Genomic DNA, 20,700 nt, shown 5'->3' with positions numbered 1-20,700 from the left:
ATGTTGTTGTGGCTTGCCGAATACCTCAGTCAGTTTGCCAGCGGTTTTCAGGTTTTCCAGTATCTGACTTTTCGCGGCATTCTGGGCGTACTGACCGCGCTGGGTATTGCCTTGCTGGTGGGGCCGACCATGATTCGCCGACTCAACTACCATCAAATAGGTCAGTCGGTGCGTGATGACGGCCCCGAATCACACCTGAGCAAGTCTGGTACTCCGACTATGGGTGGAGCCTTGATACTGGTCGCAATAGCGATCAGTACGCTGCTCTGGAGTGACCTGAGTAATAGTTATGTCTGGTGCGTATTGCTGGTGACCGGAGTGTTTGGCGCGGTGGGCTGGGTTGATGATTATCGCAAGGTTGTGCAAAAAGACTCGCGTGGTCTGCCGGCTCGTTGGAAGTACTTTTGGCAGTCGATAGCTGGCCTGGGCGTGGCTGTCTATCTGTATATGAACAGTGATGCCGCGGCTGCTACGCAGTTGTTCGTGCCGTTCTTCAAGAACGTCGCCTGGGACATGGGCCCGGCTTTTATCGTGTTAACTTATTTTGTTGTGGTGGGTTCCAGTAATGCGGTAAATCTTACTGACGGCCTCGATGGCCTGGCCATTCTTCCCACTGTCATGGTTGGTTCAGCACTGGGCATAATCGCCTATCTAGTGGGCAATGTTCAGTTCGCGGAATACCTCAATATTGCGTACGTCGCCGGCAGCGGTGAGTTAGTAGTGTTCTGCGGGGCGCTGGCTGGCGCTGGTCTGGGATTCCTCTGGTTCAATACTTACCCGGCACAGGTTTTCATGGGTGATGTTGGCGCGCTGGCGCTAGGTGCAGCACTGGGTACGGTTGCGGTAATTACCCGACATGAAATTGTGTTCTTCATCATGGGCGGCATTTTTGTGCTGGAAACGGTGTCCGTGATTATGCAGGTAGTTTCTTTCAAGCTTACCGGTAAGCGAATTTTCAGAATGGCGCCTATCCACCATCACTTTGAATTGAAAGGTTGGCCGGAGCCGCGCGTGATCGTGCGCTTCTGGATTATTACCGTAATGCTGGTCCTGTTTGGGCTGGCCACATTGAAGTTGCGCTGAGTTAGGGAAATGCGAGTGGCTCTTGATGCGGACATGATTGCAGGCAGCGGACAACCAGTAGTGGTTGGCCTCGGGCCTACTGGCGTGTCGGTAGCGCGCTTTCTGGCGCAGCGCGGCGAACAATTCGTGGTGGTCGACAGTCGTCAGAACCCTCCAGGCTTGGCGCAGTTACGCCATGAACTGCCTCATATCGAAGTGATCACTGGCGAGTTGCCTCAGGCACTGCTAGCTCAGGCCGCGCAGCTATATGTTAGCCCGGGTATTGCCTTGCAGGAGCCGGCGGTTGCCGCCGCTGTAGAGGCGGGCGTCCCAGTTGCTGGCGATATCGACCTTTTTGCGGCGGCGGCGCAGGCCCCGCTAGTGGGTATCACCGGGTCTAATGCCAAGTCGACTGTGACCGAGTTACTGGGTCTTATGGCGCGACGCAGTGACTTGCAGGTCGGGGTGGGTGGCAATCTTGGTACCCCGGCGCTGGAATTACTGGATGACAGTAATGAATGTTACATCCTTGAGCTTTCGAGTTTTCAGTTGGAGCGTGCGGGTGAGTTGGGCCTGGCCGTGGCTTGCATTTTGAATGTTTCGGAGGATCACCTGGACCGGCATGGTGATATCGACAGCTACCACCGTGCCAAGCAACGAATTTTTGGTGGTTGCGCGACAGCTGTGTTCAATCGAGAGGATGCGCGGACCGCAGTTCCTGAAATTTTGTCTGCCGTCAGCATGAGTTTTGGTTTGAGCGCACCGACGCAGCGCGAGTTCGGAATAGTCGAGCACGGCGGGGCGGAATGGCTAGCCTATGAGGACTCGCTGCTGATGCCGGTGCATGAGTTGGGCATGGTGGGGCGCCATAATATTGCTAACGCTTTAGCGGCTCTGGCACTGGGTACTGCCATGCAACTGCCGCTGGCGCCTATGTTGGCGGCATTAAGGGAATTTACCGGTTTGCCGCATCGCTGTGAATTGGTTGGCGACAGTGCTGGCGTGCGTTTCATCAATGACTCCAAAGCGACCAATACGGGCGCCACTCTGGCTGCGTTGCAGGGTCTGTCTGAGGGATGCAATATCGTTCTCATTGCCGGTGGTGAGGGCAAAGGTGCAGATTTTCACGAACTGGGCGCCGCCTTCGCCAGCAGCTGCAAGGGCGTGGTGTTGATTGGCGAAGACGCGGCGCAGATAGAGGCGGTTATTCCGAACTCGGTAACAGCGCTGCACGCTACTTCGATGGCGGCGGCCGTCAGCGCTGCCAGACAGCTGGCGGCCGCAGGTGATGTTGTTTTGTTGTCCCCGGCCTGTGCCAGCTTCGACATGTTCCGCTCCTTTGTCGACCGGGGCGAGCAGTTTACGCGAGCAGTGCGTGCCCTGATTTGCGAGGAGCAAGCCGATGGGTAGCGCGGTTTTGCTCAATGGTATTCGTGGTCATGCCAGTGATGTCGACGGCCCCGTGGTGGTGATTGCACTATTGCTGCTACTGGCCGGCTTTGTGGCAATTTCCTCGGCGTCTATTGACTATGCGCTGGTGCGCGAAAGTAATGCGCTGCACTACAGTAACCGTCACTTGATCTATGTGGCGCTGGCATTGTTCTGCGCTGCGGTTGTTTACAGCGTGCCCGTTAAATTCTGGTTCGACACGGGCTGGATCTGGTTGTTTGTCAGTCTGATTCTGTTGTCGCTGGTATTGGTTCCACACATTGGGCGCGGGGCCAACGGCAGCCAACGCTGGTTGGCCATTGGTCCATTAACACTTCAGGTTTCCGAATTCGCCAAGATGTTCCTCATTATTTATTTGGCCGGTTATCTGCAGCGACGACAAGTTGAGGTGCGCAGCGAGTGGAGTGGTTTCATCAAGCCCATGGCGGTGGTATTCGCCATGACGCTGTTGCTGATGGCGGAGCCAGATTTCGGGGCTACCGTGGTCACGGTGGGGACTGCGTTTGGTATGTTGTTCCTCGCTGGCGTTAGAGTTGGACACTTTATGGCCGTAGCGTTGGCGAGCATGTTCGCTCTGGTGATTCTGGTAATTAGCGAGCCTTATCGCCTGGCGCGCCTACTGGCCTATCGTAATCCCTGGGAGTATCAGTTCGACAGCGGCTACCAGCTCACGCAGTCTTTGATCGCCTTTGGACGGGGTGAGTGGTTCGGTGTGGGCCTGGGCAATAGTATTCAAAAGTTGTTCTATCTGCCCGAGGCGCACACTGATTTTGTATTTTCGATCTGGGCTGAGGAGACCGGTCTGTTCGGTACCACGCTGATACTGTCCCTGTATCTTATGTTGGTGTTGCGCATACTTTGGATTTCTCGCCGCGTGGCCGCGCTGGGCGACCTTTTTGGAGCTTTCGTTTGTCAGGGCGTGGCGTTGGTGTTGTCAGCTCAGGTGTTTATTAATATCGGCGTGGCTACCGGCCTGTTGCCGACCAAAGGTCTGACTCTGCCGCTGATTAGCTACGGTGGTTCGAGTTTGATGGCTTGTTGCTGCATGTTGGCGCTGGTGCTGCGTATCGATCATCATCACCGCCGGGGCGAGGGGGTCACACATGGTCGCTAACCCCGCCATGGCGCCCATACTGATTATGGCCGGTGGTACCGGCGGTCATGTATTTCCCGCGCTTGCTGTCGCGGAAGAGTTGCGGCAGCGTGGTTATGCCGTGCACTGGCTTGGCACTCACCGGGGACTTGAGGCCGACGTGGTTCCTCGGGCTGGATTTTCATTACATTTCTTGCCGGTGCAGGGTCTTCGTGGCAAGGGTTTACTGACGCGCTTGGGCGGATTGTTCATGTTACTGGCCTCTATGCTGCGCGCCCTTTTGACGGTGGCGCGGTTGCGCCCGGTTTGCGTGCTGGGTATGGGCGGCTATGTGGCCGGGCCCGGTGGTATCGCCAGCTGGCTATTGCGACGCCCGCTGCTGGTGCATGAACAAAACTCTGTAGCGGGAACCACAAACCGGATCTTGGCGCGGTTTTCCCGGAGAGTACTGGTGGCATACCCGCAGGCATTTCCGGCTACGGTAGCAACCACCCTGGTAGGCAACCCGGTACGTGCCGAGCTATTGGAGCAAGGGCGTGACTGTCAGTATCGCTATGACGGCTCGTCTCCGCTGCGCTTGTTGGTATTCGGTGGCAGTCTGGGTGCATTGGCACTTAACGAAGTGCTGCCCCAGGCTTTGGCCTGTCTTACCAGTCCCGAGAATTTTGAAGTACGTCATCAGACCGGGCGCGCACATTACGCCAGTGTGCTGGAAAGCTACCCGCCGCAGCTGCGGGACGGCGTGCGGGTAGAGGCCTTTATCGAAGATATGGCCGAAGCTCTGGAGTGGGCGGACCTGGTGCTGTGCCGTGCTGGAGCGCTCACCATTGCTGAGCTCACCACCATGGGTCGTCCTTCCATTTTGGTTCCCTTACCTGGCGCGATTGATGATCATCAGGCGCATAACGCGCAATGGTTGGCGGATCACGATGCAGCGCTGGTGGTGAAACAGGGCGCAATGCAGGCTGCGACGTTGGCAGCACAACTTGAACAGTTGGCCGCCGCGCCGGAGCGCTTGGCGGCGATGGCAGCCGCGGCAGCAGCAGTAGCGTGCCGCGAGGCCACACATCGAGTTGCGGATATCTGTGAGGAGGTGAGGCGTGTCTGACGATCTCTCTCTGCGCGTTCCCGAGATGCGGCGTATTCATGCAATCCATATGATTGGTATCGGTGGCGCCGGTATGTCAGGTATTGCTGAGGTGTTGCTCAACCTGGGTTATCAGGTCAGCGGTTCAGATGAACGTGAGGGCGCGGCGGTAGACCGCTTGCGGAGTTTGGGTGCCACTATTGCTATTGGTCATCTTGCCGAGCAAGTTGATGGCGCCGATGTCGTGGTGATTTCCAGCGCGGTGCTAGAAGATAACCCCGAGTTGCAGGCAGCCCGCGAGGCTCGAATTCCGGTTGTGCCGAGGGCAGAAATGCTGGCCGAGCTGATGCGCTACAGGCACGGTATCGCGGTTGCTGGTACGCATGGCAAGACTACTACCACCAGTCTGATTGCTGCCATATTTGCGGAGGCGGGGCTGGATCCCACGTTTGTGATTGGCGGTTTGGTTAACAGTGCCGGCACTAACGCACAGCTTGGCGCGAGCCGCTTCCTGATTGCAGAGGCCGATGAGAGCGACGCATCTTTCTTACATTTACAGCCAATGATTTCCGTAGTGACCAATATTGAAGCCGATCATATGGAAACCTATGGCGGCGACTTCGCTAATCTGGAAAAAACCTTTCTCGAGTTTTTACATAATTTACCTTTCTATGGTGTTGCGGTGCTTTGTGTTGATGATCCCAATGTGGCGAATTTGTTGCCCGAAGTGGGACGAAAGGTGCTCACCTATGGGTTTGCCGAAGATGCAGATTATCGAATTTCGGATGTGGTCAAGGATTCACTGAAAACCCGGTTTAGGGTGCAGCGTCCGGATTCCAAGTCGACACTGGACCTTGAGTTGAGCATGCCCGGTCTGCACAACGTGCTTAATGCTACAGCCGCGGTAGCAGTCGCCTGTGACGAAGGCGTAGCGGACAGTGCTATTGCGAGCGGTCTGCGGGGCTTTCAGGGAGTCGGTCGACGTTTTCAGGTCATGGGAGATTTGCCCTTGCCGCAGGGTTCAGCTCTGTTGGTCGACGACTACGGCCATCACCCCACTGAAATTCGTGCGACGCTGGAAGCTGCGCGCCAGGCGTGGCCGGAGCGACGGCTGGTGTTGGTCTTTCAACCGCATCGATACAGTCGCACCCGGGACCTTTATGAAGACTTTGTAGCGGTGCTCAGTAGCTGCGATGTGTTGTTGCTATTAGAAGTCTATGCGGCGGGCGAAGAAGTTGTTCCGGGAGCAGATGGACGCAGCCTCAGCCGCAGTGTGCGCCAGCGCGGGATGGTGGAGCCCGTGTTTGTTGACGATCTTGATGAGGTGTCAGCGGTATTGGCTGGATTATTGCAAGACGGTGATGTTGTGCTGACCCAGGGTGCAGGTAACGTTTCTGCGCTGGCACAGAGCCTGTTTGAGCATGATTTCACGGGGGCAGAGCAATGAACCTCGAGCGCCTGAGTGGACGCAAGATCGCTGTGTTGATGGGCGGAAGTTCTCCAGAGCGGGAGATCTCGCTGATGAGCGGTACCACTGTACTGGCAGCGCTGGAAGCTTTGGGGGTAGTTACCCTCCGCGTAGACACAGCGGATTCGCTTTGGTGGCAGCAACTCAAAGGGTGTGAGCTGGCGTTCAATTGTTTGCATGGCGCCGGCGGTGAAGATGGCGTGGTACAGGGTGCGCTGGAAACTCTGGGTGTTCCTTATACCGGTTCCGGTGTGCTGGGCTCGGCGTTGGCGATGGACAAGTTGATGAGCAAGCGCTTGTGGCAGGGTCTGGGAATTGCTACAGCCGACTTTGCTGAGCTTACGGCGGACAGCGACTGGCAGGCGATCATTGACCGACTGGGCAGTACGTTTGTGAAGCCAGCCAATGGAGGTTCCAGTATTGGTATGGCCAGGGCAGCGGATGCTGAGGCACTGTCTGCAGCCTGGCAGGAGGCTGCGCAATACGGTGATGCTGTGATTGCAGAGCGCTTCATCGAAGGTGAAGAATTTACCGTTGCGATTCTGGACCAGCGTGCGCTGCCGGCAATCAAGCTGGAGACCGACAACGAATTCTATGACTACCAGGCCAAGTATTTCAGCGATGCTACCCGTTACCTTTGCCCCTGCGGTCTGAGTGCAAAAGAGGAGGCAGAGATGTCGGCTTTGGCGCTGGAAGCCTTTACTTCGCTGGGCTGCAAAGGTTGGGGTCGGGTGGACTTTATGCGTGATGTCGAGGGTGAGCTCTGGGTTCTGGAAGTGAATACGGTGCCGGGTATGACTAGTCATAGCCTTGTACCCATGGCGGCGCAGGCTTTGGATATCAACCTCGAAGAACTGGTGGGGCGTATCGCTCTGTTGGGAATGGGCGGAGGTTGAGATAGTGGCTAAAAAGGCGACTCAGGGTGCAACTCGCAAGGCGACTAAAGCGGCGCTGCCAGCGGGAACTATGCATAGCGCAGCGACTTGGTTGCGCCGGTTGCTGGCGACTTGTTTGGGTCTTCTGGTGGTTGCACTAGTGATGGCCGGTGCCCGTCATTTGCAGCAGATGCCGATTGAGCGCGTGGCAGTCAGTGGCGGTTTGCAGCAGGTGTCGCGTGAGCAGATTCAAAATATGGTGACAGCGACTCTTGTCGGCGGCTTTTTGGGCGCCGATCTTGATGCGATTCGGCTGCCGCTGGAGCAATTGCCCTGGGTGCATCAGGTTGTGGTCAAGCGGCATTGGCCTAACCAGATTGAAATTGTGGTTACTGAGCAACTGCCCATAGCGCGCTGGGGTGATCTGGCATTTGTTAATCATGAAGGTGAGGTGTTTGCGCCAGAAAAAGTGCCGCAGCTGCCCGAGCTACCGCTTTTGTCAGGCCCGGAAGGCAGCCAGTTGGCGCTGATGCGGATGTACATGTTTATGCATGGGCAGCTGCAGCCGCTGGGTCTGGAGGTTAGAGAGTTGGTCATGAACCGTCGGGGCGGTTTGTCGGCGCGGCTCAGTGATGACACCACACTGGTGTTGGGTAGTGACCGTATTGAGGACAAATTGCTGCGCTATGTGAGTTTTTATCAGAGCCAATTGGCTCAAGATGGCGGCGTCATTGCACGAGTTGATTTGCGTTATGAAAGCGGTTTTGCAGTGGCCTGGAGGAACGGATGAGTAGCGTCATAAAAGTGGGGCAAGGCGCTGCGTTTGCAGCGAAAAATAGTGTAAGGGGGTACTGCTGATGGGCGGTGTGCAGGATAAACGCATGATCGTTGGTCTCGATATTGGTACCTCCAAGGTCGTGGCGATCGTGGGTGAGGTCAGTAGCGGTGGTGTGATTGAGATAGTCGGCATCGGCTCTCATCCCAGTAAGGGAATGAAGAAGGGCGTGGTGATCAATATTGAGTCTACCGTCGCGTCAATACAGCGTGCTGTGGAAGAGGCGGAGCTGATGGCGGGCTGCCAGATCCATTCTGTGTATGTTGGGATTGCCGGTAGTCATATTCGCAGTCTCAATTCTCATGGCATCGTCGCTATTCGGGATCGCGAAGTATTTAGCCATGATCTAGAAAGAGTCATAGACGCGGCGCAGGCAGTTGCTATACCCGCTGATCAGCGCGTACTGCACATTCTTCCACAGGAATACGTGATCGATAGTCAAGAAGGCATCAAGGAGCCACTGGGCATGTCCGGGGTGCGCCTGGAGGCCAAGGTGCATCTGGTGACCTGCGCCACCAATGCTTCACAGAATATAGAAAAGTGTATCCGTCGCTGTGGTCTGGAAGTAGAGGACATCATCCTTGAGCAGCTGGCTTCCAGCTACTCGGTGCTGACCGACGACGAAAAAGAATTGGGTGTTTGTCTGGTAGATATCGGCGGTGGTACTACCGATATAGCGATTTTTACTGAGGGTTCCATTCGCCATACCGGCGTCATTCCGATTGCTGGCGACCAGGTCACCAACGATATCGCCATGGCTCTGCGCACGCCTACTCAGCATGCGGAGGAAATCAAGATTAAGTACGCCTGCGCGTTGACGCAATTGGCAGGTGCTGATGAAACTATCAAGGTGCCTAGCGTCGGCGATCGTCTGCCGCGGGATCTGTCGCGTCAGGCTCTGGCGGAGGTGGTGGAGCCGCGCTATGACGAGCTGTTCACTTTGGTGCAAGCGGAGCTGCGGCGTAGCGGTTTTGAGGACTTGATTCCCGCCGGCATCGTATTGACCGGTGGTACCTCGAAGATGGAAGGCGTGGTGGAACTGGCCGAAGAAATCTTTCATATGCCAGTGCGAGTAGGTTTTCCGCAGGCGATCGCCGGTCTCACCGATATCGTCAGGAACCCAATATATTCAACCGGTGTTGGCTTGTTGCAATACGGCTTTAAGGCACAGGAGGACGGGGTGGTGCCGGGCTCGGGACGCAGTGCCGCAGCGCCGGGTCCATGGCAGCGCTTGCGCGGCTGGTTTCAGGATAATTTTTAGTAAGACAATTTTTAGCAATAGCTTGGGCGTCGGGCTTTGGTCCGGCAGTTTATAAAAAAGGGAGTAAGACCATGTTTGAACTAGTAGATAACGTACCAGAAACAGCAGTCATAAAAGTCGTTGGGGTCGGCGGCGGTGGTGGCAACGCCGTCAAACATATGATCGCCAACGCGGTCGACGGTGTAGAGTTTATTTGCGCCAATACAGATGCGCAGGCACTGGCGGATGTAGAGTCCAAGACAGTGCTGCAGATGGGTGGCAACATCACCAAGGGTCTGGGGGCAGGTGCGAACCCGGATGTTGGTCGGGCTGCCGCTATGGAGGATCGTGAGCGTATTGCAGCTGCATTGGCTGGCGCGGATATGGTCTTCATCACTGCTGGCATGGGCGGTGGTACCGGTACTGGTGGCGCGCCGGTAGTTGCAGAGGTAGCCCGTGAACTGGGCATACTGACTGTCGCTGTGGTTACCAAGCCGTTTCCGTTCGAGGGCAAGAAGCGCACTCTGATCGCTACCGAGGGCATGAAAGAGCTGCAGCAACATGTTGATTCCTTGATTACTATTCCCAACGAAAAGCTGTTGGACGTGCTGGGTAAAGGTACTAGCCTGATTGATGCTTTCAAGGCGGCGAATGATGTTCTGTTGGGCGCGGTACAGGGTATTGCTGACCTGATTATTCGTCCTGGAATGATCAACGTCGACTTTGCTGACGTGCGCACTGTGATGTCGGAAATGGGTATGGCCATGATGGGTACCGGTACTGGGCGTGGTGACAATCGCGCCCGCGAAGCGGCTGAGGCGGCTATTCGCAGTCCGCTGCTGGAAGATATCAATCTCGAAGGTGCACGTGGCATTCTGGTCAACATTACGGCTGGACTGGACTTGTCCCTGGGCGAGTTTTCTGAGGTTGGCGATACCATTGAGGAGTTTGCCTCGGAAAATGCCACGGTAGTGGTTGGCACGGTGATAGATCCGTCGATGAAAGAAGACTTGAAGGTAACTGTGGTTGCCACTGGACTCGGTGGTGAGGCAATGCCCCGTCAGTTGCAGGTCGTTGAGCCTGTAGTCAAGCCTGCAGTCGCTAATAAGCCCGAGGCAGAGCCGGATTATCGTGAGCTGGATCGGCCTGTGACACACCGCAAGGATAGCCGCGCGGCACGGGAAGAACCTCAGGCGGCGATGGATAAGGCAGTTGGATCGGAGGATTACTTCGATATTCCTGCGTTTCTGCGTCGTCAGGCGGACTAGGTGACAGTGCGCCGTCGCGCTGGTTGACCCCGTGACGACGACGCAGGCAAGCAGTGGAGGCGAGCCGGGTTTATTTCCCTTTTCCCGGTAGTTCGCTTCCATTGTGGCCATTTATTGGTTTTTTTTGCGAATTTACCAGCGGTTCCTATTTTGCGACCTGGGTTCAGTCGACGAAATGGCAATTGGTCAACAGATATGCGATAGTGCCTCCTTTCTGGGAAACAGCTATTCGCATTCATGAAAGTTATTCTCATCAACAATGAACACAGCGGCGCCCGGTTCCTCGAATTGGGTCGGAAGACGCGTGCTGTGTTGTCCCTGTGTTTTCTAGGCGTACCCTTGAGTATGCTTGGCCTCGGCTACTTTGTGGCGCAGTTGGCGCCCACCTCTATGCAGCGCGATATCAACCTTGGCGCTATGCAGGATGAGCTTGAACAACAGAGCGAGGCAGTAGCAGATTTGCGCGCAGCCAGTCAGCGTAAGCTGCAGGCACTGACTCGTTCAGCCGCTGAATTGGAAGCGAGTTTGGTGCGCTTGGATGCACTGGGCCAGCGCCTGACTGATCTGGCGGGTCTTGAGCAAGGCGAATTTGATTTTGGGTCCAAACCTGCTCTGGGTGGGCCTTTATTACGAAATGATGAAGGTACAGCGCTGCGCTATGACCTGGGGACTGAACTGAAGGCCCTGGAGCAACGCGTGCTCGACCGTGAGCAGCAATTGGAGATTTTACAGTCGCTGTTGCTTAACCGCCAGTTTGCCGACGATATCTATTTGTCTGGCCGGCCTATTAAGAAAGGCTGGATGTCATCAGCCTTTGGCAGTCGTACCGATCCGTTTACTGGCCGCAATGCCTGGCATGGCGGCGTCGATTTTGCCGGTAAAGATGGCTCTGATATTGTCGTTGTGGCTGCCGGAGTTGTAACTTGGTCAGGCGAGCGCAGCGGCTATGGTGACATGGTCGAGGTCAATCATGGCTCCGGCTACTCGACGCGCTATGCACACAACAAGACTAATCTGGTTGAGGTGGGCGATCTGGTCAAGAAGGGCGAGGTTATTGCCGCGATGGGCAGCAGCGGTCGTTCTACTGGCCCCCACGTACATTACGAAGTGTATAAGCACGGTCGTCCAGTCGATCCGGCTAGTTATATCCACCGCAGCCGACGCTGACATTCCCCTAATTCACGTTACAATGCCCGGGCGATCGAATAGTGTCGCACCGGGCTTTTCCTGTTTTACTTTCTGGTATTCAAAGCACAATGATTGCAAATATTCTAAAGACCGTAATCGGCAGTAAAAACGACCGGCAGCTCAAGCGTATGGGCAAGGTCGTCAAAAAAATTAATTCCTTCGCTGAGGCTATCGCCGCATTGTCAGAGCAGGAATTGCGTGGCAAAACCGCTGAGTTTCGTGAGCGACTGGCCGCCGGTGAAACGCTCGATGCTATTCTTCCTGAGGCGTTCGCGGTCGTCCGCGAAGCGGGCGAGCGTAGTTTGGGTCTACGTCATTTTGATGTTCAAATGCTCGGTGGTATGGCGTTGAACGAAGGTAATATCGCCGAGATGCGTACCGGTGAGGGTAAAACCCTCGTGGCTACTTTGCCGGCTTACCTCAACGCGCTGCCGGGCAACAGTGTGCATCTGGTGACGGTAAACGACTATCTTGCGCATCGAGATGCTAACTGGATGGCGCCTCTTTATGAGTATTTGGGACTGTCAGTGGGAGTTATTTTGTCCGGGCAGAATCCAGACCAGAAGCGTGAGGCCTATAGCTCCGACATTGTTTACGGCACCAACAATGAGTTTGGTTTTGATTACCTGCGCGACAACATGGCGTTTGCACTGGAAGACCGTATTCAGGGCAAGCTGTCATTTGCCATCGTTGATGAGGTTGACTCTATCCTGATCGACGAAGCGCGTACGCCGTTGATCATTTCCGGTGCCGCTGAAGATAGCTCCGAGATGTATCGCGCTATTAATAAGTTCATCCCTTCGCTTAAACAGGAGATACCCGCAGAAGAGGGTGAGACCGGGCAGGAAGGACACTTTACCGTCGATGAGAAACAGCGACAGGTAGAACTGAATGAAGAGGGTCACCAGTTGGTCGAGGAATTGCTGACCAAGAATGGGCTGCTGGAAGCGGGTGATAGCCTCTACTCAGCCAGTAATCTGAACCTGCTGCATCACGTACATTCAGCGTTACGCGCGCATATCCTGTTTCAGCGCGATGTTGAATATATTGTGCAGGAAGATCAGGTTGTGCTGATTGATGAGCATACCGGTCGTACCATGCCCGGTCGGCGTTTGTCTGAGGGCTTGCATCAGGCGATAGAAGCCAAGGAAGGAGTCAGGATTCAAAATGAGAGCCAGACTCTGGCTTCGACCACATTTCAGAATTATTTCCGGATCTACGACAAGTTGTCGGGTATGACTGGAACCGCTGACACAGAAGCTTTTGAATTTCGTCAGATATATGGCCTGCAGGTTATCGTGGTGCCCACCAATAAGCCGATGGCCCGTGATGATCTCAATGATCTGGTCTACCTGACCCGTGATGAAAAGTACGACGCTATCGTAGAGGATGTGCGAGCGTGCATCGAGAAGAACGCACCGGTACTGGTCGGTACTGCGTCTATTGAGACCTCTGAAGAAATGTCTCGGCGCTTTAAAACTGCCGGCATTGAACATCAGGTTCTGAATGCCAAACAGCACGAACGTGAAGCCGATATTATTGCTCAGGCCGGTGTGCCAGGTACGGTGACGATCGCTACAAATATGGCGGGTCGAGGCACGGATATTGTGTTGGGCGGTAATCTAAAATCTGAAATAGAACAGCTGGAAGACCCTTCAGATGCCGACAAGCAGCGGGTAGAACAGGCATGGCAGGCACGCAACAAAGAAGTGTTAGAGGCCGGTGGTCTGCATATTTTGGGTACCGAGCGCCACGAATCCCGGCGTATTGATAACCAGCTACGGGGTCGTGCCGGTCGTCAGGGTGATCCCGGTGGATCACGTTTCTATCTGTCTCTGGAAGACAATCTGATGCGCATATTTGCCTCCGACCGCGTGAAAAATTTCATGCAGGCGCTGGGCATGGAGAAGGGTGAGGCGATAGAGCACCGGATGGTATCTAACGCCATTGAGAAGGCGCAGCGGAAAGTCGAAGGACGTAACTTCGATATTCGTAAGCAGTTGCTGGAATACGATGATGTTGCCAACGATCAGCGTCAGGTGATTTACCAGCAGCGTAATGATCTGCTCACTGAAGACGACATATCGGACACCATCATAGCGATTCGTGAGGATGTGGTTAGTGAGGTCGTAAGCGACTTTATTCCGCCCATGAGTGTAGAAGAGCAGTGGGATGTCAGTGGCCTGGAGAAACAGCTGGAGACCGAGTTTGCCGTTCAGTTACCGGTGCAAGAATGGCTGGATGGTGATGATAATCTGCATGAGGAGAATTTGCGCAAGCAGATACTGGAAGCTGTGACCGCCGCCTATGATGCGAAGTCTGCAGCCCTTGGCGCTGATATGCGCAAAATAGAAAAGTCGGTTATGTTGCAGGTACTCGATACGCTGTGGAAAGAGCATCTGGCTACCATGGATCATCTGCGTCAAGGCATACACTTGCGCGCCTACGCACAGAAAAACCCGAAACAGGAATACAAGCGCGAATCCTTTGAGTTGTTCCAGCGTTTGCTGGATAACCTCAAATACGAAGTCATAAAGTTTTTGAGTCACGCGGAGATTCAGCGTCAGGACGAGGCAGAGCTGATTGAACGCCGTCGTCGTGAAGCTGCTGAGAGAGAAAAACTAGCTTTCCAGCACGCTCAAGCCAGCGCCTTATCCAGTCCCGAACCCGAGGCTGATAACGACGCAGCGGCGCCCGCGGGACAGCCGTTTACGCGGGAAGCTCCCAAGACCGGGCGCAATGCGCCTTGTCCCTGTGGTTCAGGTAAAAAGTATAAGCAGTGTCATGGCCAGCTCTGACTCGGTAAGCGGGTTTCGGCTCGCTGCGGTTAGCGCCGGGATTAAGACCGCGGGGCGGTTGGATACGGTGCTTATGGAGTTTCCCGCTGAGGCGACTGTGGCGGCCGTGTTCACCCAGAATGCTTTTTGTGCGGCGCCGGTGCAGGTCGCCAAGGACCACCTGGCGCACGCCTCAGCTCGTTATCTGTTGGTCAATACAGGTAATGCTAATGCGGGTACCGGTGCTGCTGGAATCAGCGACGCAAAGCAGTGTTGTTCACAACTGGCACAATTAGCCGGCGTCATGCCGCAGCAGGTACTGCCTTTCTCTACCGGAGTCATCGGGGAACCGCTGCCGGTGAGTAAGCTGGAGGCAGTGTTTGAAGCTGCGCTGGCTGGTCTGGGTGAGGCCAATTGGGAGGCCGCGGCCGCAGGTATAATGACCACCGATACACGTCCCAAGTTGGCCTCCCGGTGTATTGTGATCGATGGCGAGACCGTTACGCTGACCGGAATCACCAAGGGCTCCGGTATGATTCGTCCCAATATGGCGACTATGCTGGCCTATGTCGCAACCGATGCAGGTTTGCCGCAGTCGTTACTGCAGTCCTTGTGGCGCGAGGCTGTTGAACTCAGTTTTAACCGAATCAGTATCGATGGCGATACTTCTACTAATGATGCGGCGATTCTGGTTGCCACCGGTCGCAGTTCGATCGCACTGGATAGCGCTGCCCACCCCGACTATGAATTATTTGCCGACGCACTGAAAGAGCTAGTGTTGGAGCTCGCTCAGGCCATGGTGCGTGATGGTGAGGGTGCCAGTAAGTTCGTCACCGTCAAGGTGCAGGGCGGCCGCAGCGAAGCAGAGTGTCTGGAGGTGGCCTATACCATTGCCCACTCACCGCTGGTTAAAACCGCGCTGTTTGCCAGTGACCCCAACTGGGGACGTCTACTTATGGCGATTGGCCGTGCCGACATTGAGGAACTCGATGTTGACCGCGTAGCCGTGCGTATTAACGATGTGCTGATTGCAGAGGGTGGCTGTCGCGCTGCCAGTTACACTGAGCAGCAGGGTGCGGCAGCGATGGCCGCAGAGGACATTGAGATAGTGGTTGAGCTGCAGCGTGGCGATGCCGTCGCCACGGTATGGACTAGTGATTTATCTTACGACTATGTGCGAATTAATGCCGAGTACCGGACCTGAATGGGCCTGGTTCACGTTGCGGTAGGTGTTATCTGCTCAGCTTCTGGCACCGAAGTGCTGCTCAGTTTTCGCCACCCGAATTCACACCAGGGTGGTTTGTGGGAGTTTCCGGGTGGCAAGGTTGAACCTGGTGAAAGCCTGTTGGCGGCGCTGGACCGCGAGCTGCAGGAGGAGCTGGGCATTTGCACGGGCGCCGTGGAGGCGCTGGTGGAAGTGCGCCATGACTATGGCGACAAACAGGTGCTTTTGGATGTCTGGCTGGTTAAGGACTTCAGCGGTGACCCGGTTGGCCGCGAGGGTCAGGAGCTGCGTTGGGTCCGTCTCGAAACTTTGTCTGAACTGGAGTTTCCTGCCGCTAACCAGGCCATTGTAGAGGCGCTGCAAAGTCGGCAGTCACTGCTTTAACAATGTCAGGATTGTGGTTGCGGACAGCGACTTGCAGCAACCAGCATCACCACAGTGGCAATCACCTCGACGGCTATGGCGTCTGCAGTAAATGGTGCCCCGTGTGCCGCCCATGCCAGCAGGCGCAACTGAGACAAACCTGACGGGCTGTAGACAGCTGTCAACCAGTTGTGCCCGTAATAGTGATAGGCTGGTGCAATGATTGTAGCTGAGAAGATTGATTATGAATGCGCCGAACACAGTAGCAGCACGCATCAAGCCAGGCTGTCATATCGCCGGCTATGAAGCGCTTTCAGAAGAACATGACTACACCGTAGACGCTGACACCATTACTGGGCAAGTGCCGGAAGAGCTGGTGGGCACCCTGTTTCGCAACGGGCCTGGTCGGCTTAAGATCGGACCCTACAAATATGGGCACTGGTTCGATGGCGATGGGATGCTCAGTGCTATTAGTTTTGATCGAGGCCAGGTGCATTACCGCAATCGGTATGTGCGCACGCCCAAGTATGTAAACGAGACTGCCGCGCAGAAAATTTTGTATCGCGGCGTGGGCACTCAGCGCCCCGGTGGTTTTTTAAATAATATGTTCCGTTTTCCGGGTAATGCGGCTAACACAGCGGTGGTTTATCACGGCGACCGACTGTTGGCCTTGTGGGAGGGCGGTGCGCCCTGGGAGCTGAATCCCGCCGACCTTACAACCGTAGGCGCCCATAATTTCTCCGGTCAGTTAAAAATGGGTATGCCTTTTAGTGCTCATGGCAAGGTCCACCCGGGTACCGGAAATTATTACAACTTCGGCATGATGGGCGCGCTGAACTTTTACAAGATTGATCCTCATGGTGAGATGGTAGGGCGCACTCGACACAAGGTCGGCAATTACGCGATGTGTCACGATTTTGCGATGACGGACAAATACGCAGTGTTCTTTCTGTGTCCAGCCGTGTTTAAAACTCCGCTCAAATTTGTGTTGGGCATGCACAGTATTGTGGATGCGATGGCTTACGACCCCTCATTACCCACCAAGGTCGTGGTGTTGTCGCTGGATGATTTGTCTTTGGTCCGGGAGTTCGAGGTTGACCCGTTTTTTTGCTATCACTTTGGCAATGCCTACGAAGACGGCGATGAAATTAATGTCGATGTCTGTCGAGTGGATGAAATGGGTTCAATGGATGCTATGCGCGACGTGTTCGCGGATATTGAAGTGGAGCCCGATCCCAGCGCATGCTTTTATCGGTTCAAACTGAACCTGGCCAGTGGTGAGGTTTCTGGCTATCGTCATGAGGGTGTTCAGGGCGGCGACTTTCCGGTTTGGGATCAACGCCGCACCGGTGTGGAACATCGCTACTCGTATACCGCTACAGTGCTAGAGAACGGCACTCCTTATACGTTCAATGCGCTGCAGAAAATTGATCACCAGACCGGCGTAGTTAGTTTTTTTGACTTCGGGCCCGGACGTTTCACCTCCGAGGCACTGTTTATACCGCGTCCGGGCGGAACTGCCGAAGACGATGGTTGGTTGGCGGCCGTGTTGTTCAATGCTGACACCGGACGCAGCGAGGTGTCTTTGGTTGACGCTGTAGCGATGTCGGATGAGATAGCGTCCATCCCTTTGCTGCATCATGTGCCCTATGGTTTCCATGGCTTCTATACCCCGCATATATTTAGCGATAACTAGTTATTTAAGATGCTGCCATAGTCTGCGACCGGCGATTGCGCACCTGTTCACGGTTCGCTTAGGTAAAATGTGAACAGCTAGCCATTTTTGCTGTTCCGGTTTGGTGTTGTCGGCTTGAGTCTCTAGACTTTCTGCATGTTAAATACCCTGCCCAAAAGGCCCAATACGCGTTTCCCTACTACCGCGATTTCGCGGACTGCGAGAGGCGTCTAAATGGCCTACGGAATGACTGCGTTAAGTCTTGCCAGCTGTTTGCTGGCCTTTGTGCTACTGGTGGCGCTGGTCAGTATTCGGCGTAAAAATACCGCAATTGCCAATTTGCTCAAGCGTAAGTCGGATCAGCTAGAGGTGTCAGAGGAAGAGTTGCGCTTACTGGCGACCACTTTCGACTCACATGAGCCGATTCTTATTACCGACAAAGACCTGACAATTCGACGGGTGAATCCAGCTTTTACCCGCGCAACGGGTTTTGAGCGACTCGATCTTGTCGGCACTAAAGCCTCGATGTTTTCGCTGGAGGATCGCTATTTGCCCTGGCATGAAATCCATCATGCGCTGGAGGAGGATGGACAATTCAGTGGCGAAGTGATGTGTCGGAAAAAGAACGGCCAGTGTATCCCCATGTACCAGCGTCTGACGGCCGTAACGGATCGTCATCGGGGCACTACTCACTATGTCGCTGTTTATTCGGATATCACCGAGCAAAAGCGTACTCAGGAAAAGATTAATAAGCTGGCCTTTTTTGATTCCCTTACCGGGTTGCCCAACCGTCGTAAGATTTTAGATAGCCTTGATCGTGAGTTAGCCCACGCACAGCGCTATGAAACCGCTGGCGCGTTGTTCTTTATGGACATCGACAATTTCAAAGATATTAATGACACGCTGGGTCATGACCATGGTGACTGTTTGCTGGTCGAGCTGGGTCGCCGTCTGACCGATAATGTGCGTAAGTCAGATACAGTATCGCGTCTGGGTGGCGACGAATTCCTGATTCTACTCCCGGGGGATACCAGCAACGAGGAAGACACGATAGAGCATGCCAGTCGCATCTGCGAGAAAATACTGGCGTTGTCGGAGGTCCCCTACATTATTGCCGGACAGAAGCACTATGTGTCGCTGAGTATCGGTATAACCATCTTTCCCAGTAACGCCAGTTCGCCTCTGGAATTGCTGAAGCAGGCAGATACTGCGCTTTATAAGGCCAAGGGCGGCGGCAAGAATTCAGCCTGTTTCTTCCATCCCGAAATGCAGCGGGTTGCCGAGAATCGCTTAGCTATGGAGCGAGATTTACGTGAAGCTCTGCAGCGAGATGAATTTATGCTGCGCTTTCAACCTCAGGTTGACGGGGGTGGTGTTATCCGCGGTGCTGAGGCATTGATACGCTGGACACGGCCGGGTATTGGCGCAGTAGCGCCTGAACAGTTTATTCCTGTAGCAGAAGACTGTGGTTTGATCGTCCCGATTGGAAATTGGGTCTTGCAAGAATCTTGTGAGCAGATGAGTAAGTGGCTGCAACAAGGCTTGGCGCTTGACCACGTGTCGGTCAACGTGAGCCCCCGGCAGTTCCGTGATGCAGATTTTGTAGCGCGTGTCGCCCGCGTGTTAAGCGAAACTCAGTTACCCGCCAGGCACCTGATGCTGGAGTTGACTGAGAGTGTGGTCGTTGAGAATTTAGACGACGCCAAGTCGAAGATGGACGCGCTCAACGCGCTTGGAGTCCGTAGCTCCATGGATGACTTTGGAACCGGCTACTCTTCTCTGTCATATCTCTCGGAGCTGCCGTTTTACGAACTCAAAATTGATCAGCGTTTTGTGCGCAGCCTATTTGTTGATCGCAAAAATTCTGTTATTGCGACCACGATTATCGCTATGGCCAAGAGTTTACACCTGCGGGTTTTGGCAGAGGGAGTGGAGAGTGAAGAGCAGCTTGAGTTTCTGCGGCGTCACGATTGTACTAACTATCAGGGCTACTATTTCAGTCAGCCGGTGAGTGCCTGCGAGCTAGAACGCCTTATGGCTCAGGCGGGAAATGAGTATCATCACGGCCCCCCTAACCTCAGCGTCATGTAGGCGGTCAGCTACTGCTTTTTTGGGCGGGTAATTCATCCGCGTGGGCGGTGCGCCCCCGGTTCTTGTCTTTGCGATCACTGCTGCCATAATGTGGCGATGTTACGCTCAGCCGTTTTTGACGGTATGAGGCTTTAGCGCTGCAATAGCAGAAACTCCTTTAACAAGACGCTGCTCACCCCGACAGGACCAAGAACATGATCGATCTTTATACCTCACCGACCCCTAACGGGCATAAAGTTTCCTGTACTTTGGAAGAGCTCGGTACCGAATATACTGTGCAAGCCGTCGATCTCAGCGCCGGCGATCAGAAGACGGATGCGTTCTTAAAGATAAGCCCGAATGGCCGTATACCCGCCATCGTTGATCGGGGTGCGGATGATCTGGCCATTTTTGAATCTGGCGCCATTATGGTCTATCTGGCTGAACAGGCCGGTCAGTTGTTACCCACAGATGCCGCCGGGCGGGCGCGAGTGATGCAGTGGTTGATGTTCCAGATGGGCGGGGTGGGACCAATGATGGGGCAAGCTAACGTGTTCTTCCGCTATTTTCCTGAGAAGATCCAACCAGCCATTGACCGATATCAAAACGAATCGCGACGTCTGTTTGAAGTCCTTGATCGCCGTCTGGGTGAAAGCGAGTGGTTGGCTGATGACTATTCCATTGCCGATATCGCCAACTGGTGCTGGGTACGGACTTACAAGTGGTCGGGAGTCTCCAGAGACGGGTTGCCGCACCTTGATCGCTGGTTGGACGCTATGAAACAGAAGCCGGGCTTGCAGGCCGGTGTGCGGGTTCCTATCGCAATCGACAGCTTGCTGGAAGATGAGAAAGCCCAGCAGGAGTTCACCAAGAAGGCGCGCATAAACCTACAAACCTGATCTTTTCCGCGCCTTTGTGACGTCCTCTGTTGTTTCCATAGCACAGTAAAACTGGCCTCAAATGTTGCTTCTTCGTGGGATTCGCTGCTTTTTGTGACTCGAGTCACGAATTCACATGCTAGCTTG

At 54.7% G+C, this 20,700-nt stretch carries 16 protein-coding genes; all 16 read left to right on the top strand.

Features of this window, described 5'->3' with window-relative positions:
• The 16 genes from mraY to EYC98_RS16170 all read left to right on the top strand — a co-directional run bounded on the left by mraY (position 1) and on the right by EYC98_RS16170 (position 20,574).
• A complete protein-coding gene (gene mraY, locus EYC98_RS16245) occupies positions 1 to 1,083 on the top strand; it encodes a phospho-N-acetylmuramoyl-pentapeptide-transferase (protein WP_279246429.1) in 1,083 nt (360 codons plus the stop codon).
• A gap of 15 nt (positions 1,084 to 1,098) precedes the next feature.
• Complete coding sequence (gene murD, locus EYC98_RS16240; protein WP_420887184.1) at positions 1,099 to 2,472, top strand: UDP-N-acetylmuramoyl-L-alanine--D-glutamate ligase; 1,374 nt, start codon at positions 1,099 to 1,101, stop codon at positions 2,470 to 2,472.
• Positions 2,465 to 3,625 (top strand): putative lipid II flippase FtsW, encoded by a 1,161-nt coding sequence (gene ftsW, locus EYC98_RS16235; RefSeq protein WP_279246427.1) that lies wholly within the window; start codon positions 2,465 to 2,467, stop codon positions 3,623 to 3,625. The genes murD and ftsW overlap by 8 nt, the downstream gene beginning before the upstream one ends.
• A complete protein-coding gene (murG, locus tag EYC98_RS16230; protein WP_279246426.1) occupies positions 3,615 to 4,712 on the top strand; it encodes an undecaprenyldiphospho-muramoylpentapeptide beta-N-acetylglucosaminyltransferase in 1,098 nt (365 codons plus the stop codon). Before ftsW ends, murG begins: the two co-directional genes overlap by 11 nt.
• A gap of 25 nt (positions 4,713 to 4,737) precedes the next feature.
• Positions 4,738 to 6,138 (top strand): UDP-N-acetylmuramate--L-alanine ligase, encoded by a 1,401-nt coding sequence (murC, locus tag EYC98_RS16225; protein ID WP_279246622.1) that lies wholly within the window; start codon positions 4,738 to 4,740, stop codon positions 6,136 to 6,138.
• Positions 6,135 to 7,055 (top strand): D-alanine--D-alanine ligase, encoded by a 921-nt coding sequence (locus EYC98_RS16220; RefSeq protein ID WP_279246425.1) that lies wholly within the window; start codon positions 6,135 to 6,137, stop codon positions 7,053 to 7,055. The genes murC and EYC98_RS16220 overlap by 4 nt, the downstream gene beginning before the upstream one ends.
• 4 nt (positions 7,056 to 7,059) lie before the next feature.
• The gene (locus EYC98_RS16215; RefSeq protein ID WP_279246424.1) at positions 7,060 to 7,824 is read left to right on the top strand and encodes a cell division protein FtsQ/DivIB; all 765 of its coding nucleotides are present in this window, start codon (positions 7,060 to 7,062) and stop codon (positions 7,822 to 7,824) included.
• Between the two features lie 67 nt (positions 7,825 to 7,891).
• The gene (ftsA, locus tag EYC98_RS16210; protein WP_279246423.1) at positions 7,892 to 9,130 is read left to right on the top strand and encodes a cell division protein FtsA; all 1,239 of its coding nucleotides are present in this window, start codon (positions 7,892 to 7,894) and stop codon (positions 9,128 to 9,130) included.
• 71 nt (positions 9,131 to 9,201) lie between these two features.
• Entirely contained in the window at positions 9,202 to 10,377 is a 1,176-nt protein-coding gene (ftsZ, locus tag EYC98_RS16205; protein ID WP_279246422.1) for a cell division protein FtsZ, read from the top strand.
• A 237-nt stretch (positions 10,378 to 10,614) separates the two neighbouring features.
• A complete protein-coding gene (locus EYC98_RS16200; protein ID WP_279246421.1) occupies positions 10,615 to 11,544 on the top strand; it encodes a M23 family metallopeptidase in 930 nt (309 codons plus the stop codon).
• 89 nt (positions 11,545 to 11,633) lie between these two features.
• Positions 11,634 to 14,363, top strand: a complete 2,730-nt coding sequence (gene secA / locus EYC98_RS16195) for a preprotein translocase subunit SecA (RefSeq protein ID WP_279246420.1) — start codon at positions 11,634 to 11,636, stop codon at positions 14,361 to 14,363.
• Entirely contained in the window at positions 14,350 to 15,546 is a 1,197-nt protein-coding gene (gene argJ / locus EYC98_RS16190) for a bifunctional glutamate N-acetyltransferase/amino-acid acetyltransferase ArgJ (protein WP_279246419.1), read from the top strand. Before secA ends, argJ begins: the two co-directional genes overlap by 14 nt.
• On the top strand, positions 15,547 to 15,951 hold the full coding sequence (gene mutT / locus EYC98_RS16185; protein ID WP_279246418.1) for an 8-oxo-dGTP diphosphatase MutT: 405 nt from the start codon (positions 15,547 to 15,549) through the stop codon (positions 15,949 to 15,951).
• Between the two features lie 223 nt (positions 15,952 to 16,174).
• The gene (locus tag EYC98_RS16180; RefSeq protein WP_279246417.1) at positions 16,175 to 17,626 is read left to right on the top strand and encodes a carotenoid oxygenase family protein; all 1,452 of its coding nucleotides are present in this window, start codon (positions 16,175 to 16,177) and stop codon (positions 17,624 to 17,626) included.
• A 213-nt stretch (positions 17,627 to 17,839) separates the two neighbouring features.
• Positions 17,840 to 19,696, top strand: a complete 1,857-nt coding sequence (locus EYC98_RS16175) for a putative bifunctional diguanylate cyclase/phosphodiesterase (RefSeq protein ID WP_279246416.1) — start codon at positions 17,840 to 17,842, stop codon at positions 19,694 to 19,696.
• 194 nt (positions 19,697 to 19,890) lie between these two features.
• Positions 19,891 to 20,574, top strand: a complete 684-nt coding sequence (locus tag EYC98_RS16170; protein WP_279246415.1) for a glutathione S-transferase family protein — start codon at positions 19,891 to 19,893, stop codon at positions 20,572 to 20,574.
• Positions 20,575 to 20,700: the final 126 nt, after the last annotated feature.

It is taken from the genome of Candidatus Litorirhabdus singularis, from assembly GCF_026262625.1.
In the GTDB taxonomy this organism is placed as follows: domain Bacteria; phylum Pseudomonadota; class Gammaproteobacteria; order Pseudomonadales; family Halieaceae; genus Litorirhabdus; species Litorirhabdus singularis.
This window is presented reverse-complemented; position numbering and strand designations above follow the sequence as displayed.